At 60.4% G+C, this 18,336-nt stretch carries 21 protein-coding genes and 1 pseudogene; 2 read left to right on the forward strand and 20 right to left on the reverse strand.

Going from position 1 to position 18,336, the window contains the following annotated elements; translation table 11 throughout:
• The 3 genes and pseudogenes from CKW32_RS28650 to CKW32_RS18620 all read right to left on the reverse strand — a co-directional run.
• A pseudogene (locus CKW32_RS28650) lies at positions 1-116 on the reverse strand (arabinose ABC transporter substrate-binding protein); the annotation flags it as partial.
• Positions 117-153: 37 nt separating this feature from the next.
• Positions 154-975 (reverse strand): SDR family oxidoreductase, encoded by an 822-nt coding sequence (locus tag CKW32_RS18615; protein ID WP_032886824.1) that lies wholly within the window; start codon positions 973-975, stop codon positions 154-156.
• Positions 976-1,132: 157 nt separating this feature from the next.
• The gene (locus CKW32_RS18620) at positions 1,133-1,612 is read right to left on the reverse strand and encodes a GNAT family N-acetyltransferase (RefSeq protein ID WP_032886823.1); all 480 of its coding nucleotides are present in this window, start codon (positions 1,610-1,612) and stop codon (positions 1,133-1,135) included.
• Positions 1,613-1,889: 277 nt separating this feature from the next.
• Between CKW32_RS18620 and CKW32_RS18625 the strand changes: the two genes are divergently transcribed.
• Positions 1,890-2,228, forward strand: coding sequence for a hypothetical protein (locus tag CKW32_RS18625; protein WP_032886822.1), 339 nt, complete (start codon positions 1,890-1,892; stop codon positions 2,226-2,228).
• A gap of 51 nt (positions 2,229-2,279) precedes the next feature.
• On the forward strand, positions 2,280-2,540 hold the full coding sequence (locus CKW32_RS18630) for a hypothetical protein (RefSeq protein ID WP_032886820.1): 261 nt from the start codon (positions 2,280-2,282) through the stop codon (positions 2,538-2,540).
• Between the two features lie 120 nt (positions 2,541-2,660).
• Here CKW32_RS18630 and CKW32_RS18635 read toward each other — a convergent pair whose 3' ends face one another.
• From CKW32_RS18635 to fabD, 17 genes are all read right to left on the reverse strand, one after another.
• Positions 2,661-3,578: a PfkB family carbohydrate kinase gene (locus tag CKW32_RS18635; RefSeq protein WP_095185657.1), complete on the reverse strand. Its 918-nt coding sequence runs from the start codon at positions 3,576-3,578 to the stop codon at positions 2,661-2,663.
• Positions 3,571-5,037 carry a cytosine permease gene (locus CKW32_RS18640; RefSeq protein WP_095185658.1) on the reverse strand — a complete coding sequence of 489 codons (1,467 nt, stop codon included), beginning with the start codon at positions 5,035-5,037 and terminating at the stop codon, positions 3,571-3,573. Before CKW32_RS18640 ends, CKW32_RS18635 begins: the two co-directional genes overlap by 8 nt.
• Positions 5,038-5,116: 79 nt before the next feature.
• On the reverse strand, positions 5,117-6,118 hold the full coding sequence (locus CKW32_RS18645; protein ID WP_032886817.1) for an ADP-ribosylglycohydrolase family protein: 1,002 nt from the start codon (positions 6,116-6,118) through the stop codon (positions 5,117-5,119).
• A complete protein-coding gene (locus tag CKW32_RS18650; RefSeq protein ID WP_032886816.1) occupies positions 6,115-6,828 on the reverse strand; it encodes a GntR family transcriptional regulator in 714 nt (237 codons plus the stop codon). Before CKW32_RS18650 ends, CKW32_RS18645 begins: the two co-directional genes overlap by 4 nt.
• Positions 6,829-6,898: 70 nt before the next feature.
• Positions 6,899-7,459 carry a DUF1285 domain-containing protein gene (locus CKW32_RS18655; protein WP_095185659.1) on the reverse strand — a complete coding sequence of 187 codons (561 nt, stop codon included), beginning with the start codon at positions 7,457-7,459 and terminating at the stop codon, positions 6,899-6,901.
• A 27-nt stretch (positions 7,460-7,486) separates the two neighbouring features.
• A complete protein-coding gene (locus tag CKW32_RS18660; protein WP_095185660.1) occupies positions 7,487-8,092 on the reverse strand; it encodes a DUF4823 domain-containing protein in 606 nt (201 codons plus the stop codon).
• 113 nt (positions 8,093-8,205) lie between these two features.
• On the reverse strand, positions 8,206-9,174 hold the full coding sequence (locus CKW32_RS18665; RefSeq protein ID WP_095185661.1) for a GTP 3',8-cyclase MoaA: 969 nt from the start codon (positions 9,172-9,174) through the stop codon (positions 8,206-8,208).
• 113 nt (positions 9,175-9,287) lie between these two features.
• Positions 9,288-9,956, reverse strand: coding sequence for a TetR/AcrR family transcriptional regulator (locus tag CKW32_RS18670; protein ID WP_095185662.1), 669 nt, complete (start codon positions 9,954-9,956; stop codon positions 9,288-9,290).
• A 448-nt stretch (positions 9,957-10,404) separates the two neighbouring features.
• Positions 10,405-11,190: a TatD family hydrolase gene (locus CKW32_RS18675; RefSeq protein WP_095185663.1), complete on the reverse strand. Its 786-nt coding sequence runs from the start codon at positions 11,188-11,190 to the stop codon at positions 10,405-10,407.
• A 63-nt stretch (positions 11,191-11,253) separates the two neighbouring features.
• On the reverse strand, positions 11,254-12,243 hold the full coding sequence (locus CKW32_RS18680; RefSeq protein WP_095185664.1) for a DNA polymerase III subunit delta': 990 nt from the start codon (positions 12,241-12,243) through the stop codon (positions 11,254-11,256).
• Positions 12,236-12,868, reverse strand: coding sequence for a dTMP kinase (gene tmk / locus CKW32_RS18685; RefSeq protein ID WP_095185665.1), 633 nt, complete (start codon positions 12,866-12,868; stop codon positions 12,236-12,238). The genes CKW32_RS18680 and tmk overlap by 8 nt, the downstream gene beginning before the upstream one ends.
• A 19-nt stretch (positions 12,869-12,887) precedes the next feature.
• The gene (mltG, locus tag CKW32_RS18690; RefSeq protein ID WP_095185666.1) at positions 12,888-14,009 is read right to left on the reverse strand and encodes an endolytic transglycosylase MltG; all 1,122 of its coding nucleotides are present in this window, start codon (positions 14,007-14,009) and stop codon (positions 12,888-12,890) included.
• A gap of 1 nt (position 14,010) precedes the next feature.
• A complete protein-coding gene (gene pabC, locus CKW32_RS18695) occupies positions 14,011-14,826 on the reverse strand; it encodes an aminodeoxychorismate lyase (protein ID WP_095185667.1) in 816 nt (271 codons plus the stop codon).
• Positions 14,826-16,070 (reverse strand): beta-ketoacyl-ACP synthase II, encoded by a 1,245-nt coding sequence (gene fabF / locus CKW32_RS18700; RefSeq protein ID WP_032886804.1) that lies wholly within the window; start codon positions 16,068-16,070, stop codon positions 14,826-14,828. The genes pabC and fabF overlap by 1 nt, the downstream gene beginning before the upstream one ends.
• Positions 16,071-16,197: 127 nt before the next feature.
• Positions 16,198-16,434: an acyl carrier protein gene (gene acpP, locus CKW32_RS18705; protein WP_010566559.1), complete on the reverse strand. Its 237-nt coding sequence runs from the start codon at positions 16,432-16,434 to the stop codon at positions 16,198-16,200.
• Between the two features lie 191 nt (positions 16,435-16,625).
• On the reverse strand, positions 16,626-17,369 hold the full coding sequence (gene fabG, locus CKW32_RS18710; RefSeq protein ID WP_032886802.1) for a 3-oxoacyl-ACP reductase FabG: 744 nt from the start codon (positions 17,367-17,369) through the stop codon (positions 16,626-16,628).
• A 24-nt stretch (positions 17,370-17,393) separates the two neighbouring features.
• Positions 17,394-18,332 (reverse strand): ACP S-malonyltransferase, encoded by a 939-nt coding sequence (fabD, locus tag CKW32_RS18715; protein WP_032886801.1) that lies wholly within the window; start codon positions 18,330-18,332, stop codon positions 17,394-17,396.
• Positions 18,333-18,336: the final 4 nt, after the last annotated feature.

Genomic DNA, 18,336 nt, shown 5'->3' on the forward strand with positions numbered 1-18,336 from the left:
CAGGGTTCTTCGGCTTGTTTAACCAGGAAGCCGATCTTCACTTCTTCGGCGGATGCGAGGCTGCTGAGGCTGCTTAAAGCAACGGCGGCGGCAAGGACGCGTAGGGCTTTTTTCATGAACGACACCTTTTATTGTTATTGAGCGGTAAAAGTTCTAGTCGTGATACATCACAGACCGCCCGCCATCGATCATCAGGCAGGTGGCATTGATAAAGGGCGCCTCGTCGGTGGCCAAAAACAGCGCAGTCATCGCCACCTCCACCGGCTGGCCGATGCGTTTGGGCGGGTGCAGGTCAAAGGCGCGCTGGCGCTCGGCGTGAGGATCGGAAAAACCGTTCCAGTAGTCGACGTTGAGTTGGGTTTCGATATAGCCCGGCGCGATAGCGTTAACGCGAATGCCCTTGGGCGCGTATTCGATACCGAGGGCTCGGGTGAGGCCGAGCAAGCCATGCTTGGCGACGGGGTACGGGAAGCAACCAGGAATGATGTGGCTGGAATGGGTGGAGGCGATATTGATGATGTTGCCGACGCCCTGCTCAATCATGTGCGGTAGCACCGTGCGGCAGCCAAACCAGGCGCCGTCGAGGTCAATGGCGAAGCAGCGGCGCCAATCTTCGTCGGTCATTTCCAGTGGGTCGCAGAACACGTTGACGCCAGCACAGTTGACCAGCACATCCACGCGACCAAAGCGCTCGATGGCCACATTGACCAGCGCCTGCCATTGCTCTTTTGAAGTGATGTCGACGGCTTGCGCGTAAATCTGCGCACCGCGTTCGCGCCAATGGGCGGCCACCTTCTCGACTTTTTCACCCTGAATATCGGCGATAACCAGGCGCGCCTGCTGGGCCTGGAAACACGCGACGATCGCTTCGCCAATGCCTTGGGCGGCGCCGGTGATGATCACCACCTTGCCTTTGAGCCGCTCGCCGTAAGTGGGCTCGGGCACGGCGGGGAGTGACAACGGTTGTGCCTGCATCGCTTCACCTGTTTTATTTTTGGTAGTGAGTGCTGATGCCGCCGACTATAAACCCAGACCCAGAAACATCTCAATATATAAATTTGCATCCCATATTGTGAGCTTTGACATAAAAAAACCGGCCCTGGATTGGCCGGTTTTGTAGGCAGGATGACAATCAGCCCAGGGCAAAATCCCGTAATGCATCACCTTCCATGCGATAGCGCACCCACTCTTCCTGGGGCTGGGCGCCGATGGATTTGTAGAAGGCAATCGCTGGCTCGTTCCAGTCCAGCACGCTCCACTCGAAGCGCGCGCAGCCGTTATCAAACGCGATCTTGGCCAGGTGGCGCAGCAACTTCTTGCCCGCCCCGCCACCGCGCTGCTCGGGGTTGATATAGAGGTCTTCCAGGTACAAGCAGTTGCTGCCCAGCCAGGTGGAATAGCTGAAAAAGAACACCGCAAAACCAATCGGCAGCCCATCGCGCAAGCAGATCAGGCCATGGGCGGTGGCGCCCTCGCTGAAAAGGCTGCGCTGGATATCCACCACGCTGGCGATCACTTCATGCCGGGCTTTCTCGTACTCGGCGAGTTCGGTGATGAACGTCAGGATCTGCGCAGCATCGCTGGGCACGGCGGGGCGAATCTCGATGGTCATGGGCAAGCCTTGGGCAATTTCAAAGCCGACATACTAAGGCGCTTTGATGACTGATTGCAGCGCATTTTCATGGGCCGTGCAGTTACGCCGGCCTGCGCTGCTGCAAGCACCCGCACGCACACGACAAAGCCGGGGGTGGCGCGGCGGGAGTGGTGAGGGGCCGCGCCACACAAAATCTTACAGGCGCGCTGATACCGTTCGTCGCCATCAAGGCACCATCAACAAACGGCAACTGACCAATAGAGGGTAAGGACATTAATTCTATGGAGATATCCTCATGAAGCCTTCCAAGTTTGCTGCCTTCGCCCTCACCGGCCTGCTGTCCGCCGCATCGCTGAGCGCCGTCGCTGCCAGCTCGACCACCGGCCCGACCGATCCTACGCCTGACGCCACCACCGAATCGCAAAAATCCATGGGCACCGGCCTGGACACCAATGGTGGCGCAGTCATTGATAACGCCAACGGCGCCGACCCGCATACCAAGGGCCACGACACCGAGCGCCAGGCACCTGCCGCAGTCGGCAACGGTAAAATGGGCCCGTCGATCAATGAGCCGAAGATCAACAAAGGCGACGACTCGAACCTGCCCGGCGCGCCGAAACAACCTGCGCCTTAAGCACTCGACCGCAAGATGAACACCCGATCATTTCCCAGTGAAGAGGTACGCATGAACGTCGATAGAAACCTTGAAAAAGAAGTCCTCACCCGCCTGCTGCACGCCCACCCACAAGGTTTGGGCAAGGAGGTGCTGGATAACTACCGCGGCGAAAAGGAGGTCGCCAGTGTGTTGGCGTTCCTACAGGACCGCGGGTTTATCAAGGATGGGCATGTGACCACCGACGACGCCGGTGAATACTCGCTGAACTTGCCGATCAAGCTGACGGCATCTGGAGTGGATGAGGCGCGCAAACTGGACGCCGGTCAGTAGCCTCCACACCAACCAAATGTGCGAGGGGGCGTGCTCCCGATAGCGGTATGTCAGCTACCTGTACATGGGCTGATGCACTGCAATCGGGAGCACGCCCCCTTCCACATGTCTGCTCCGCGCTCAGTGAGTGAGCAAAGCGTCAACTTCGTCGGTGCCGGGCGAGGTGGCCGGGCCCCAACGGGTCACCGCCAGCGCCGCCGCCGCATTCGCCCGACGCGCTGCCTCACACGGTGTCAAACCCGCGGCCAAACCTGCAATAAACACCCCCGCATGCGCATCACCCGCGCCATTGCTATCCACCGCCCTCACCTTAAAGCCTGGCACATGGTCGGCATGTCCGTGACGACTGACCCAACAGCCATTCGGCCCATCACGCACCACCAGCAGCGCGCCATCAGGCAGATGCCGATTGAGGTCCAGCAGTGCGTCCGCCAGTGTTTTCGCACCGGTAAACGCCAAGGCTTCCGGGCCATTGCTGGTCCAGATGTCGATACGTGGCAGCAAGGCAATCATCAGTGCAGAATCGGGCGCCTTGACCAGCGGGCCCGGGTCGAACACCACGGTGATCGCGCGGGGTAACGCCAGTAACCAATCGAGCAACGCCTGCGCTTTGCCTTCCAGCAGCAGGCTGTAGCCGCTGACGTATACATAATCATCAGCCTGGGGAACGACGCGCGCTAAGTCATCGGCAGTCAAGTCACCTTCAGCGCCGATATGGGAGATGAAGGTGCGCTCGGTGGTGGCCTCGGTCAGCGAGACACACAACCCGGTGTCCTTTCCCTCACTTGCCGCCTGGGCCATTTCCACGCCCTCGGCCTGCATCGCCGCGCGGGCCAGGTCGCCAAAGCGGCCGTTGCCGTGGCGCCCCAGGTAAACCACCGGCAACCCATTGCGTCGTGCCGCCGCCATTACATTGAAGCCGCCGCCGGCTTCGAAACCGGCGGACTTGGCGAGCACGTCGCCGCCAGTGGCGGGCAAGGTATCGAGGGCCATGACCAGGTCAACAATGACCTGGCCGGTGTGCAGCAATCTAGACATTGGGGCTCTCTACTAACGCTGGGCGACGATCAGCCGCGCCGCCCAGTACGGCATAAATCCCGCCGGCCACCAGAAAGGTGACGATCCAGCCCAGGCCGTTGTGGCCCAGCCAGGAGTCGGACAGCGGCCCGGCGAACCAGATATTTTCGGCGGTGGTACCGATGGTGGTGAAGCTGAAGCCCAGCACAATCGCCACGGCCCACGCGCCGAACGCACGCCACTCCACACCGCCGCGATACCAGTAGGCGCTGCTGGGGCTGACGTCCAGCAGATCCTTGGGGCTGTAGTAGTGACGGTGGATCAGGTCGACCACAAAGATCCCGACCCACGCGGTAATCGGCACCGCCAGCAACGAGATGAAGGTGATGAACGGACCGTAGAAACTGTCGGCAATCAACATGAAGTAAATCGAACCGGCGAAGATCGCGACGATGTCGACGATCACTGCGTGCACGCGCTTGACCTTCAAGCCGAGGGTCAAGGTGGTGAGACCGGCCGAGTATACCGACAGGTTATTGGACAGCAGCAAACCGCCGAACGCGGTGATCAGGTACGGCACGGCCATCCAGGTAGGCAGCATGTCCCGGATCGCGATGATCGGGTCGGTGGCCGAGGCCAGGTCGTTGTTGCCCACCGACAGCAAGCCGCCGAGGGTGATGAGCAGTACCAGCGGAATGCCCGCACCAAACGCGGCGGATGCCACCAGACGCACGGCCTTGACGCTGCGGTGCTGGTAGCGCGACATGTCGGCACCGGCGTTGGCCCAACCGATACCGGTGCCGGCGGCCATGGTGCCTATGCCGATGATCATTGCGCTCAGCGGTGCGGGTGTGGCGTTGAACACGGCGCCCCAGTCGATGGTGGCGCAGAGGAAGCCGCCGACCAGGATATTCAACGCACCAAACACGTACGTGGCCCACTTCTGGATGACCAGCAGGGTGGCATGGCCCAGGCCGGAAACGGACAGGGTCAGCAACACGAAGATGGCAATAAAGATCAGGGTCAGCACCGGCGCGCTTTTGGCCTCGACCGGCGACCCGAACAGGATCGAACACAACGACAGCAGCACAAAGGCGGCGGTGGTGGTATTGACGGTTTCCCAGCCGAGGCGCGACATCAGCGACACCAGCGTTGGGCCGATATTGCCACGCACGCCGAAGATAGCGCGGGACAGGGTCAGGCTGGGAGCCCTACCACGACGGCCAGCGATGGAGATGATGCCCACCACCGCGAAGGAGCCTGCTGCGCCGAGGATCGCCACGATGATCGCCTGCCAGATTGCCAGGCCACGGAACGCCACCAACGTCGCGCCGAGCGGCAAGCCGAGGATGCTGATGTTGGCGGCGAACCACACCCAGAACAGTTGCAGCGGATGGCCATTGCACTCGCCTTCGGGGACCGGTTCGATGCCGCGTGTTTCCAATTGTCCGGCGCTTTGGCCGGAAGAGGTGCTGCTCATGAGGGGGTGCTCCTGGTGCCGGTATTGTTGTGGTTGTGGCAGGTGTGCAAGGTGAATCGGTCTTCCCAACTGTCCTGACTCAGCGCATTTTCAACAGATCTTCAACCAACGGCTGCAAGTCCAACCCATTCACGGCCTTGATCTGTTCGATCATTGCCGCAGGCCAGCACTGCATGCCTAAACAGGCGCCGAGCATTGCACCCAGAATCGCCGCAATGGTGTCGGTGTCACCGCCAAGGCTGGCGGCCAGGCACAAAGCCTCGAAGGCGTTCATATCCCCCACTGCCACTTGCTGGGCGAGGGCAAACGACACCACCACCGACTCCTGGGAGGCGACTGAGGTGCCGATCAATTCGTAGAGCAGTTCAGCAAACAACGCTTTGTCGCCGCTGCCGACACTCAGAGTGCGCGCCCAACTGATACGGGTGGAGATACGCCCGCCAGCAATCCAATGACCGTGGCCTTCCGCCTGTCGGGCGATCTGGGCGCCAATATTCAACGCTTCGCCGAGATCCGCACCGTTGATACCGGCTGACACCACTGCAGCCACCGCCGCTGCACTGGAGATGCCCAAGGTGGTGTTGTGGGTGACCTGGCACGCCTGGATGACCGCCTGGATAAACGCTGCCGGGTCGCTGACATCGGCGGCGATTCCCACCGGCGTGATGCGCATGGCAGCACCGTTGGTGGTGCCGTAGCGGCCGGACTCTTCCGGGGTATGGCCGGCAAGGATCATGTCGATGGCACGCTTGGTCGACGGGCCGAGCAGGTCCTGGGAACCCTTGGCACGCATCACCGCTTCCCAGTCGATCAGGCGCTGGGCGAGCACGGTGGGCTCAATCTTGCCTTGGCCTTCAACCAGCAACTCGCCCACCAGAATTGCCTGTTCGGTGTCATCGGTAATGGAACCGGCGGGCATGTTCGGCGCGATAGGTTGGTCGGCACCGGCATCTTCCAAGGTGGTGATAGCACCGAAGCGCTGTCGCACCTGCTCGCGGCTGAGGGACTGAGTAGGCATGCCCAGGGCATCACCCAGCGCGAGACCGTAGAAAGCGCCAACGGCGCGGTTATTCGAGGTCATTTCGACGATCCAAATTGCAGGTGCAGGCGAAAGTGCAGAGGGTCAAGCAAGCTTTCGACGTGCTCCATGAAACGCTCGCGCCGGTCATAGGTGGTGCGCGATGCCTTGAGGAATACGGTCCCCGCCGGGCGACCGAGCAGTTGGGCGTCTTCATCGCTGAGGGGTTCGGCGCCGATCCACTGGTCACCTTCGGCGCCGACATAGCCGTAGGCCGCCAGGGTGATGGTCAGGGAATTGTCGATCAGGCCGACGCGGGGCAGGCTTTCCAGGCCACCGGACGCGGGCATCAACGAACGTTCAAGGGACACGGCGGTACCATCGGTGGTGCGCCGGCGGCGGTCGAGGGCGATAAATTGATCGGTGCCGAACCGGCTGAACAGGTCGGGGCGCGTCACCGCTTCCAGGCGCAGGACATCGGTGGTCACCAAGGCGCCATTGTCCGCCAAGGCCTGGGCCCACCCGCTGTTTTGATCGAGCACCATGCCGTCAAATGTGACGATGGAGCCGACGCCGCTCTGGGTCGCAATGTAGTTGCGCCGCTTGAGTTCGGCCAGGGCTTCGCGCAGGGTGCCGCGGCTGACCGCAAATTCTTCCGCTAGTTGGTGCTCGCCCGGCAGCAGGAAACCGTCGGCCATCACCCCACCCTCGATACGGCGGATGAGCTCGTCGACGACGCGTTTTTTCTTATCAAATCGAACATGTCTAATCATGTACAAATTGATAACCGAAAGCGCCCGTTAGCAGCAAGCTTATTATTTCAAGAAGGTGAAAAAACCGGCCTCAAGGTTCCACGCCGATCGGGAAAAACTCGCCACCGCTCCACACGCCCAGCCAGTTCTGACCGTTGATCGGGCGGCTTACAGCAAGCTCGACCAATTGATAGAACACGTTGCGGTGCACTAGCGCTTCGAGGTTGGTACGCACCCGTAGATAGGGCGCAGGTTCCTGGGTGACGGGGTCGATGACCACCCGCAGCGGATGTTCGATATCAGCTTCGATCTGTTCATCGACGTTGGTGGTGAAGCGCAGCAACTGGCTTTCACCCTGCCCTTCAACCTCCAGGGTCAACGCGACAAAGGGCGCATCATCGACGGTGATGCCGACTTTTTCCACGGGAGTAATCAGGAAATAATCATCGCCATCGCGGCGAATGATATTGGAGAACAACTTGACCATCGGCTTTCGCCCAATAGGCGTGCCTTGGTAGAACCAGGTGCCATCGCGGGCGATGCGCATGTCGATGTTGCCGCAGAAGTCCGGGTTCCACAGGTGCACCGGCGCCGGTCCCTTGCCTTTGGGCAGTTGGGCCAACAGGTCGTTGGCCTTGGCGGAATCGGTCATGGGGTTCTCCCTTTTTTTGATCTGGCCTTACTGATCGCTCATACCCAGCAGGCCGCGGGCGTACTGCGCCAGCGGGCGGGCAATCAAGTCTTGTGGCCGATTGTCGTGGAACGTCAGTAAACCGCCACGACTGCGAATGCGTGCAGTATCAATCAAATACTGGGTACTGGTCTCGATCAACATGATCTGGATTACGCCACTGTCTAGCCCTACCCGGTCCAGAGCCTCTTGATCGGCCCATTCGTCGGCGTTGCCGATGCGGTCATCTGCCTTGGCGAATCGGCAGTACAGCAGGTAATGGGCGCCTGCCGCACGAGCATCGGCCATCGCCTGTTCCAAACCTTCGGGCTGACGGGCGCGGCGCACCATGGGGAAGTATTCGACGAATCCGTTGAAGGCTTCTTCGGCCACCACGTTCGTTCGCGGATAGGCGCTGCCCGGCGGCACGAAGGCACCCTGCGCGATGAAAACAAAGGAGTCCGGCTGTATGCGAACCGAGGCGGTACGGCGGGTGTCGCTGTGGTCAAGCAACCCGGCGTCGCTCATCTGATAGCGGGTGCCTTCGGCCATATCGCTGACGGTCATGCAACCACTCAGCGTCAATGACGCCAGCAACAAAACCAGATTACGCATCCTAATCCTCCAGAAGCCGGTGACGGAAAACCGGCGAATGGACGTGAGATGCAGGTTCTGCGCCAGCTTGAAGGCAACTCCCATATTGGGTGATGGGTAACCTTGGGATAGCGTTAGCCGCCGATGATCTTCATGATCGTCGCGCCGCCGGAAAATGCCACTTCCTGTTTGTCGCCCAGGGCTTTCATCAGCAAGCCTTGCAGCGCCGGCAGTGCCTGGTGGCGCGGTTTGTCGAGCAGGTCGCCGACATAGTGGCGGTTGCTGGAAGACAAGCAGCCATGCAGCCAGCCGGTGGACGACAGGCGCAACCGTGAGCAGGTACGGCAGAATGGAACGCTCTCGTTGGCGATCACGCCAAAGTAGCCTTTGCCCGGCACCTCGTAGCGAACTGCGGTTGCGTCCACCGGTGCGTTGGCTTGCAGGTATTCGTGATGTTCGCCAATCAGGCTGAGCAGTTGCTGCAGGCTGACGAATTGCTGCAGGAACGCGTTGGAATCCTTGGCCAGGTGGCCCATGCGCATCAACTCGATAAAGCGCAGCTCGTAACCACGCTCCAGGCAGTAGTCGAGCAGCGGCATCACTTGGTCGAGGTTCTGGCCGCGCAACGGCACCATGTTGACCTTGATCTTGATTCCTGCAGCGCGCGCTTGGTCCATGCCATCGAGCACGGTGGCCAAGTCGCCACCACGGGCGATGCTGCGGAAGGCGTCCGCGTCCAAGGTATCGAGAGAGACGTTGATACGCCGAATGCCGGCATCCACCAACAGCGGCAGTTTGCGCGCCAGCAACTGGCCGTTGGTGGTCAAGCTGATATCGCTGAGACCCATGCCACCGACTGCGCTCATGAAGGCTTCCAGCTTGGGGCTGACCAGCGGCTCGCCACCCGTGATGCGCAGTCGGTCGATGCCCGCCGCTTCGATCAGGTAAGCCACACCACGGGCCATGGCCTCGGCCGAGAGTTCGTCTTGGGCAGCCACCAGCCGCTTGCCGTTGGGCACGCAGTAGGTACACGCGTAGTTGCAGGCTGAAGTCAGGCTGATCCGCAAATTGCGAAAACGCCTGCCTTGACGATCAACGATCATGGATCACTCCGGCAGAGGATGATTCGGGCGCGCTAAAAACTGACTGATAAATCAGCTTTTAGCAAGGTCCTTGCCTGAGTATATTCCTGGGGTACTACGCCTGGCAGTAAAGATTACGACGCCGGCGTCTCAACGGGCGAAGACTCTACGGCTGCTGGCTCGGCGCTATGCTTGCGCTTGTTGCCCATGCGTACGCCAATGTCCATCAGGAACTGGAAGAAACCTTCCTGGTCTTCCAGCACATTGCTCCAGAATGGCGAGTGGTACAGCGCCACGGCGCCGTGCACCAAGGCCCAAGCCGCGCAATAGTGGAAATAAGGAGGTACGTCTTCAAGCTTGCCTTCACTGATACGGCCCTTGATCAACAGGGTCAGGCGTTCGAAGTTCGAGGCGCGGATCTTGTGCAGCTCTTCGACCATCTCTGGCACCTGATGGCCCTTGACGACCTTCTCCTCCAGGCGGTCGAACAGGCGATAGCGCTGCGGATCACGCATACGGAACTCGAAGTAGGCGCGGGACAGCGCTTCCTTGTCTTTATCGACATCGGCCGAATGCAGCAGCTCGTTCAAGTCGCGCTCGTAGTCGAGCATCAGGCGCAGGTAGATCTCCGCCTTGGACTTGAAGTGCTTGTAGATCGTGCCTTTGCCGATACCCACGGCATCCGCGATCATCTCGACGGTGACGCTGTCTTCGCCTTGTTCGAGGAACAATTTGAGTGCGGTGTCGAGAATTTCCTGCTCACGGCGGCGAAACTCACGGACCTTACGGGGTTCTTTGTGCATGAGGAAGAGGTCTGCAAAGGTCGGAATAGGGAGGGTTGCGCATGACCAAGATTACATGGCGATACGATTTACCCAGTGCGAGGGATTATCCCGACTGAACGGTCGTTGGGCAACGTCTATGTGAACCCGCCATGCACTTTACTTTCAGACTGCCAACGATTTCATGGCTATCAGTCAGAAATAATACGCAACAACTGCCCCCGTGCACCGGCCTAATGAGAACTCAAGCGAAGCGCGTGTATTCCAAATCTGTTTAAAAAACGATCAGTCGCGACTGGACTGAATCAGATACTGATCAATACTTGAACTGTCGGCGTGACATCTCCCCCAAGTGAAGCGCCGACCTGGGTACCGACGGACTGTGTGCCCTTGCTTTACTCCTAATGGTCTTAACCCGGATTCACCCCCCAGAACCCGGGTTTTTTTTGCCCGCGATTTGACCCTGGATCTACGAAGCGACGTGAGCCAATGGAAACAGGCGCTTGAAGTTCTCGGTAGTCTGTTGCGCAAAACGCTCGTAGGACTCACCCCGCAGCATCGCCAGGTAATCCGCCACGTCACGCACGTACTCCGGCAGGTTCGGCTTGCCGCGATGGGGGATGGGCGCCAGGTATGGCGAGTCCGTTTCCACCAACAGGCGATCGGCCGGGACTTGGCGGGCCACGTCACGCAACGCGTCGGCATTGCGAAAAGTGACGATGCCCGACAGGGAGATATAGAAACCCAGGTCCAACGCCGCCTTGGCCATGTCCCAGTCTTCAGTGAAGCAGTGCAATACGCCGGCCTGGGGCAACGCGGCTTCGCGCAGCAAGGTGAGCGTGTCGGCACGGGCGCCGCGGGTATGGACAATCACCGGTTTGCCCGTCTGCTGGGCGGCTTGCAGATGCAGGCGAAAGGATGCCTGCTGCAACTCGGCAGCTTCGGGTTCGTAGTGGTAATCCAGGCCGGTCTCGCCGATGGCCACTACACGCGGATGGTTGAGTTCGCCCAGCAGCCAGTCGAGGGCCGGGGCCTCGCCTGGCTTGAGGTCCAGCGGGTGGATACCCACTGAGCAATCCACGTCGGCATAACGATCAGCCAAGGCTTTGACGTCGGCGGCGTTGTCGGCGCTGACGCCGATGCACAGGAAATGCCCGACTCCGCGCTGGCGAGCCGCTTCCAAGGCGGCATCAAGGGAGCCGCCGTGCTGGGCGAGGTCAAGACGATCAAGGTGGCAGTGGGAATCTACGAGCATAGGAAGTTACAACTTGAGTCACGGAAAGTGTCTGGCCGACGATACATCCGTCGACCACGGAAATTAACGGCGGCCGAGCAAGCCCACCCACTGCACCAGCAGCGCTTCAAGCAACAGCACACGGTTGAGGTTGGCCTTGCCGAGCACTTTCTGGCGCTGGGCGAGGATCCAGTCCTGGATGGACAGCACCTTGTCCTGGGCGCTTTTCTGCGCGAGATACTGCACGACCTTGCGCATGTCCTGCAGGCCCAGGCCATTTTCATCCTGGGTCAACTGATACCGCAGGATCAGGCTCGACCAATCGCAGAACCAGTCGAACAGCAGCAACAGGGGAATGTCTTTCCAGGCGCTTTCGGCCAGTTGTGTCGCAGACAGTTCCTGCTTGAGCAGTTTTTTAACCCCATCCACCACCAGCGCGCGCTGGTCACGCACGCCTTGGGCTTGCAGCTTCACGGCCGCCAAGGGCGAACCGGCGGCCAGGGTCAGTAGTTCGACACGTTCATCGGCGGAGCAATCTGGCAGTGCCTGCGCCAGCCATTGCAGGCTTATCGCCTCGCTTGGCAGCGGACAGGCCTGCTGCACGCAGCGGCTGCGGATGGTCGGCAACAGGCGGCTTGACTGGTGGCTCACGAGCAACAGCACAGTATCGCCGGAGGGTTCTTCCAGGCTTTTGAGCAGGGCGTTGGCGGCGTTGATGTTCATCGCTTCTACCGGCTCGATCAGCACCACCTTGCGCCCGCCCATCTGCGCGGTTTGCACCACGAAGCTGACGAGATCACGCACTTGGTCGACCTTGATTGCCTTGTCGGCTTCCTCGGGCTCCAGCAGGTAATTGTCCGGATGGCTGCCAGCCTTGAGCAACAGGCAGGATTTGCACTCGCCACAAGCCTCCGAGTTAACCGGACGCTGGCACAGCAGGCTGGCCATCAGGCGCTCGGCAAGGGCCCGTTTACCAATACCGATTGGCCCATGCAACAAGTAGGCATGAGCGTGCTGGGCGCGGCCGGCTAACTGTTGCCAGAGACTGTCCTGCCACGGGTAGGCTTCAGCCACGGGCGCGCTCCAACAGTGTTGGCAACAAGCCGTCGATGGCCTGCTGCACCTTCGCCAACGGCTGGGATGCGTCAAGCAGGTGATAGCGAGCAGGTTCGACCTGAGCACGTTTGAGAAACGCGCTGCGCACAGCATCGAAGAACGCCTGGCCTTCGAGTTCGAAGCGATCGAGACGACCACGAGCACTGGCGCGGGCCATGCCCACTTCTACGGGCAAGTCGAACAACAGGGTCAGGTCAGGACGCAAATCACCTTGCACGAACGTTTCCAGGGTAGCGATGCGCGCCAATGACAAGCCGCGGCCGCCGCCCTGGTAGGCGTAGGTGGAATCGGTAAACCGGTCGCAAATCACCACGGCACCGCGGGCCAGGGCCGGGCGAATCACCTCGGCCAGATGTTGTGCCCGGGCAGCGAACACCAGTAGCAGCTCGGTGTCCGGGTTCATCTGTTCTTCGCCTGGGGCCAGCAACACTTCACGGATGCGCTCGGCCAAAGGCGTACCGCCGGGCTCACGGGTCAACACCACCTCGATGCCTTCGGCACGCAAGCGCTTTGCCAAGTAATCGCGGTTGGTGCTTTTGCCGGCGCCTTCCGGGCCTTCCAGGGTAATAAACAAGCCAGTCACAGGCAGTCCTTAGTCAGAGTCATTGCGGGCTTTGTGGCGCGGTGGTGTCCAGCACGGGCTCGGCGGGCGCTTCCGTTGGCGGCGTTGCATCTTCCGGCGGTTTTACCACCGGTGCCGGACTGGAGCGGTAATCGGCACGGCGTTTGAGCTGGAACTCACGCACGGCGGCATTATGCGCACCCAGGTCATCGGAGAAAATATGACTGCCATCGCCACGGGCGACGAAATACAGGCTGCTGCCAGGCACCGGGTTCAATGCGGCATGGATAGCCTCGCGACCGACCATGGCGATTGGCGTCGGCGGCAGCCCGGCAATCATGTAGGTGTTGTAAGGGTTGGATTCCTTGAGGTGAGCGCGCGTCAACTTGCCGTTGTAACGCTCACCCAGGCCGTAGATCACCGTAGGGTCGGTCTGCAGCAGCATGCCGATCTTCAGACGGCGGACGAACACACCGGCAATCTGGCCACGCTCCTCAGGCACACCGGTCTCTTTTTCCACCAGAGACGCCATGATCAGCGCTTGATAAGGGTCGGTGTACGGCACATCGGGGGCGCGCTTGCTCCACTCCTGGGCCAGTACGTCGTCCAGGCGGTTGTAAGCTTTTTTAAGGAATTCGACGTCGGTCATGCCGCGCACGAATCGATACGTATCCGGGAAGAATCGCCCTTCGGGAAACACCCCAGGGTGACCAAGTTTCTCCATCACTTCGCTGTCACTCAGGCCGGAGAGGCTCTGTACGATCTTTTCATGCTTGGCCAGGGCCGAACGCACTTGGCGGAAGTTCCAGCCTTCCACCAGTGTCAGACTGTATTGCACCACGTCGCCACGCTGCCAGAGGCCGATCAGGCCTTCGGCGGTCATGCCGGGCGTCATGCGGTATTCGCCGCTATGCAGCGGTTGGCCGTCTAGGTTGAAGCGCCAATACAGACGCAGCCAGAAGGCTCCGTCGATCACGCCGTCGGCTTCCAGTCGATTGAAGGTGCCGGTCGGAGTCGCCCCTGCCGGCACATCGAGCAACTGCTCTTGGGTCAGATTCAGCGGCTGCTTCAAGGCAGCGTCGTATTTCCAGGCGCAGACCCCCAACAGCAAAGCCGCCGAGAACAGACCGATCAGCAGCAGTACAACCAGTTTTCGTATCAACTCAGATATCCAATAGCGCGCGAACAATGCCCTGCAGTTTACGGGTGAGCGGCCCAACCGGCCAGCTCATCGCAGCACAGCCGCGCACCGGCCAAATGCCATACACGCTGTTACAGACAAAGACTTCGTCGGCCTGCCGCAGTTGTTCGACAGTGATGTCGGCCACGGCCACCGGGATGCCCAGCGATTGTGCCTGGTCCAGGATCTCGGCACGCATCACGCCCGCGACACCGCAACGCTTCAGATCGGCGGTTAGTAACAAGCCGTTACGCACAAGAAACAGATTGCTGAATACGCCCTCAATGACGCGGCCGGACATATCCAGCATCAAACCTTCGGCATGTTCGACATCTTGCCATTCGGCACGCGCGATCACCTGCTCCAGGCGGTTAAGGTGCTTCAGGCCGGCCAGCAAGGGCTGCTCCGCCAAACGGGTAGCGCACGGAAACAGGCGAATGCCGTCGGCTCCATGGGCGTGGGGATAGGTGGCGGGCGGACTGCCCTGCAGGATACGGCGCACAGGTGCGTCGGGATTGATGCCATAACCGCGCAGGCTGTCGCCACGGGTAAGGATCAGTTTGAGGACACCGTCACCGAGGGAGGCGGCATAGGCAAGCACTTCGTTGCGGATCAACCCGAGATCGACCACGAACGCAAAGCGCCTGCAGCCCTCATCAAGGCGCTGCAGGTGGCGGTCGAGTAGCAGGGGCTGCCCGGCCTTGACGGCGACGGTCTCGAACAGGCCATCGCCATACGCCAGGCCGCGATCTTTCAGGGGCACGCTGTCCGCTGGCTGACCGTCGACCCAGCTGTGCATCACTCGGCGTACCGGCGGAACACCAGGGAACCGTTGGTGCCACCAAATCCGAACGAGTTGGAGATCGCAACGTCGATCGGCATCTGTTGCGGCTCGTGCGGTACGAAGTTCAGGTCGCAGCCTTCATCCGGCTCATCCAGGTTGATGGTCGGCGGAGCGACCTGATCCTTGATGGCCATCACGCTGAAGATCGCCTCGACCGCGCCCGCCGCACCCAGCAGGTGACCGGTCATGGACTTGGTGGAGCTGACAGCCAGCTTGTAAGCGTGCTCGCCGAACACCGACTTGATGGCCTCAGCTTCCGCCAAGTCACCGGTCGGGGTCGAAGTGCCATGGGCGTTGATGTACTGCACCTGATCGACATTGACCTTCGCATCACGCAATGCGTTGGTGATGCAGCGCGCAGCGCCGGCACCGTCAGACGGTGGCGAGGTCATGTGGTAGGCGTCGCCGCTCATGCCAAAGCCGATCAGCTCGGCATAGATGGTGGCTCCGCGCGCCTTAGCGTGCTCCAACTCCTCCAGCACCAGGGCACCAGCACCATCGGACAGTACGAAGCCGTCACGACCCTTGTCCCACGGACGGCTGGCGCGGGTCGGCTCGTCATTGCGGGTCGACAGCGCACGGGACGCGCCAAAGCCGCCCATACCCAGGCCGCAGGCTGCCATTTCGGCACCGCCGGCGATCATCACGTCGGCTTCGTCGTAGGCAATGTTGCGCGCTGCCATGCCGATGCAATGCGTGCCGGTGGTGCACGCAGTAGCGATGGCGTAGTTCGGTCCCTGTGCACCCAGGTGGATGGACAGGAAGCCGGAAATCATATTGATGATCGAGCCAGGCACGAAGAACGGTGAAATTCGACGAGGGCCAGTATCGTGCAACGTGCGGCTGGTTTCTTCGATATTGGTCAGACCACCAATACCAGACCCCATCGCCACGCCGATGCGTTCACGGTTGGCATCAGTGACTTCCAGGCCGGCGTTACGCACTGCCTGAAAACCGGCTGCCAGGCCGTATTGAATGAACAGGTCGAGTTTGCGGGACTCTTTGATCGAGAGATATTCCTCGACATTGAACCCCTTTACCGAGCCGCCAAAACGGGTGGAATAGGCAGAAAGGTCCGTGTGTTCGATCAGACCAATACCACTGCGGCCAGCCAGAATGCCCTGCCAACTGCTCGGCACATCCGTACCCAGTGGCGACAACATACCCATACCGGTGACTACGACGCGTCTACGCGACACAGCACTCTCCTTTTTCTAATGACGACACTTTGCTTCAGAGCTTACTTTTTCATCACCGCTAAAGAAAAAACCGCACGCCGTTACAGCAGTGCGGTTTTCCCTAACAGCAAGCGACGACTACAAACTATTACGCCTGGTGGGCAGTAACGTAGTCGATAGCAGCTTGAACAGTAGTGATTTTTTCAGCTTCTTCGTCCGGGATTTCGGTCTCGAATTCCTCTTCCAGAGCCATCACCAGCTCAACGGTGTCAAGGGAATCGGCACCCAGGTCTTCTACGAAGGAAGCAGTGTTGGTCACTTCTTCTTCTTTGACGCCCAGTTGCTCGGCAACGATTTTCTTGACGCGCTCTTCGATGGTGCTCATACCTTGTTTAACTCCTAATGGACAAATTCAGGCAGCTGGCCAGTGGGTAAGTGTATAGAAAGCCTTTTCAGCTTTTCAACTGAAAGCTTCACCCTGTACCCGGTCCGCCACCTGCCTATAAATTAAGTTGCAGCTTTATAACGGATTTTAGACAGCTCGTATGACATTTTTTTGAAGCGATCCGTCACAATTTAACTCATGTACATCCCGCCGTTCACCGGGATTGTAGCCCCAGTCACGTATGCCGCACCGTCGGATGCCAGGAAAGTGACCACATTCGCGATCTCTTGAGCCTGGCCCAGACGGCCCAGCGGAATCTGCGTCAGCAAGCCTTCACGCTGTGCTTCCGGCAGTTCGCGAGTCATATCGGTGTCAATGAACCCTGGGGCCACCGAGTTGACCGTAATCGACCGCGAGCCGACCTCACGTGCCAAAGCACGACTGAAACCTTCCAGACCAGCCTTGGCAGCTGCGTAGTTTACTTGGCCTGCGTTGCCCATGGCACCCACTACGGAGCCAATATTGATAATTCGCCCCCAACGCGCCTTGGTCATACCGCGCAAAACGCCCTTGGACAGGCGAAACAGACTGTTCAGGTTGGTATCGACCACGTCGTACCACTCGTCGTCTTTCATACGCATCATCAGATTGTCGCGCGTGATACCGGCATTGTTCACCAGAATAGCCGGTGCGCCGAACTGTGCAGTGATCTCGGCCAATACAGCAGCCACAGACTCATCGCTGGTCACGTTCAGCTCAAGGCCAGTGCCTTGAACGCCATTTTCCTTCAGGGTCGCGGCGATACGCTCGGCGCCCGAAGCGGAAGTGGCGGTGCCGATCACAACGGCACCCTGACGGCCCAGTTCCAGGGCGATAGCCTGGCCAATGCCACGGCTCGCGCCGGTAACCAGTGCAACTTTACCTTGCAGACTCATGCAGGCTTCTCCTAAGTTCGGGGATCAGGCCAGCGCCGCACGAGCGGCAGCGAAGGCATCCGGGGTGTTGAGGTTGGCAGTCGACACGCCGTCGGCGCAACGCTTGTTCAGACCAGCCAGGACTTTGCCTGGGCCGCACTCGACCAGCTCGGTGGCGCCGTTGGCGGCCAGGGTTTGGACCGACTCGACCCAGCGCACAGGCTTGTAGAGTTGCTCCAGCAGGTCCCGCTTGAGCGTGTCGAGGTCGACCGCCACGGCCGCGCTGACGTTCTGCACCAGCGGAATTTGCGGTGCCTGCCAGTTGATGGCTGCGATGGACTCGGCAAAACGCTCGGCCGCCGGGCGCATCAGCTCGCAGTGGGACGGCACGCTCACCGGCAACGGCAGAGCACGCTTGGCGCCACGCGCCTTGCAGCCTTCGATGGCGCGCTCAACTGCCGCCTTGGCACCGGCGATCACCACCTGGCCAGGGGAGTTGAAATTCACTGCGCTGACCACTTCGCCCTGGGCCGCTTCGGCGCAGGCTTCGATCACTACTGCGTCGTCCAGGCCCAGAATAGCGGCCATGCCGCCCTGCCCGGCCGGAACGGCTTCCTGCATCAGTTGACCACGACGCTCGACCAGCTTGACCGCTTCGGCGAGGGTCAGGCTGCCCGCAGCAACCAAGGCGCTATATTCGCCCAAGCTGTGACCGGCGACGAATGCCGGGCGCGCGCCACCTTCGGCCAGCCACAGGCGCCACAAGGCGATCGAAGCGGTCAGGATGGCCGGTTGCGTTTTATCGGTTTGATTGAGCTGCTCTTCCGGCCCCTGCTGGGTCAGCGCCCACAGGTCGTAACCCAGGGCCTCGGAAGCTTCCTTGAAGGTATCGAGGATCAGCGGGTATTGCGCGCCCAGCTCGGCCAACATGCCGAGGGACTGCGAACCCTGCCCTGGAAAGACGAATGCGAGGGATGTAGACATGTAA

Origin of the sequence: Pseudomonas sp. Irchel 3H9 (assembly GCF_900187495.1) — a bacterium.
In the GTDB taxonomy this organism is placed as follows: domain Bacteria; phylum Pseudomonadota; class Gammaproteobacteria; order Pseudomonadales; family Pseudomonadaceae; genus Aquipseudomonas; species Aquipseudomonas sivasensis.

What these genes read in the sequence shown, in the direction of transcription:
- CKW32_RS18665 (WP_095185661.1), bottom strand. Translation starts at nt 9,174, where the DNA reads ATGATCGTTGATCGTCAAGGCAGGCGTTTTCGCAATTTGCGGATCAGC.
- CKW32_RS18670 (WP_095185662.1), bottom strand. Translation starts at nt 9,956, where the DNA reads ATGCACAAAGAACCCCGTAAGGTCCGTGAGTTTCGCCGCCGTGAGCAG.
- CKW32_RS18650 (WP_032886816.1), bottom strand. Translation starts at nt 6,828, where the DNA reads ATGATTAGACATGTTCGATTTGATAAGAAAAAACGCGTCGTCGACGAG.
- CKW32_RS18640 (WP_095185658.1), bottom strand. Translation starts at nt 5,037, where the DNA reads ATGAGCAGCACCTCTTCCGGCCAAAGCGCCGGACAATTGGAAACACGC.
- CKW32_RS18655 (WP_095185659.1), bottom strand. Translation starts at nt 7,459, where the DNA reads ATGACCGATTCCGCCAAGGCCAACGACCTGTTGGCCCAACTGCCCAAA.
- CKW32_RS18660 (WP_095185660.1), bottom strand. Translation starts at nt 8,092, where the DNA reads ATGCGTAATCTGGTTTTGTTGCTGGCGTCATTGACGCTGAGTGGTTGC.
- CKW32_RS18620 (WP_032886823.1), bottom strand. Translation starts at nt 1,612, where the DNA reads ATGACCATCGAGATTCGCCCCGCCGTGCCCAGCGATGCTGCGCAGATC.
- CKW32_RS18630 (WP_032886820.1), top strand. Translation starts at nt 2,280, where the DNA reads ATGAACGTCGATAGAAACCTTGAAAAAGAAGTCCTCACCCGCCTGCTG.
- pabC (WP_095185667.1), bottom strand. Translation starts at nt 14,826, where the DNA reads ATGCACAGCTGGGTCGACGGTCAGCCAGCGGACAGCGTGCCCCTGAAA.
- CKW32_RS18635 (WP_095185657.1), bottom strand. Translation starts at nt 3,578, where the DNA reads ATGTCTAGATTGCTGCACACCGGCCAGGTCATTGTTGACCTGGTCATG.
- CKW32_RS18615 (WP_032886824.1), bottom strand. Translation starts at nt 975, where the DNA reads ATGCAGGCACAACCGTTGTCACTCCCCGCCGTGCCCGAGCCCACTTAC.
- fabG (WP_032886802.1), bottom strand. Translation starts at nt 17,369, where the DNA reads ATGAGTCTGCAAGGTAAAGTTGCACTGGTTACCGGCGCGAGCCGTGGC.
- fabD (WP_032886801.1), bottom strand. Translation starts at nt 18,332, where the DNA reads ATGTCTACATCCCTCGCATTCGTCTTTCCAGGGCAGGGTTCGCAGTCC.
- CKW32_RS18625 (WP_032886822.1), top strand. Translation starts at nt 1,890, where the DNA reads ATGAAGCCTTCCAAGTTTGCTGCCTTCGCCCTCACCGGCCTGCTGTCC.
- CKW32_RS18645 (WP_032886817.1), bottom strand. Translation starts at nt 6,118, where the DNA reads ATGACCTCGAATAACCGCGCCGTTGGCGCTTTCTACGGTCTCGCGCTG.
- acpP (WP_010566559.1), bottom strand. Translation starts at nt 16,434, where the DNA reads ATGAGCACCATCGAAGAGCGCGTCAAGAAAATCGTTGCCGAGCAACTG.
- CKW32_RS18675 (WP_095185663.1), bottom strand. Translation starts at nt 11,190, where the DNA reads ATGCTCGTAGATTCCCACTGCCACCTTGATCGTCTTGACCTCGCCCAG.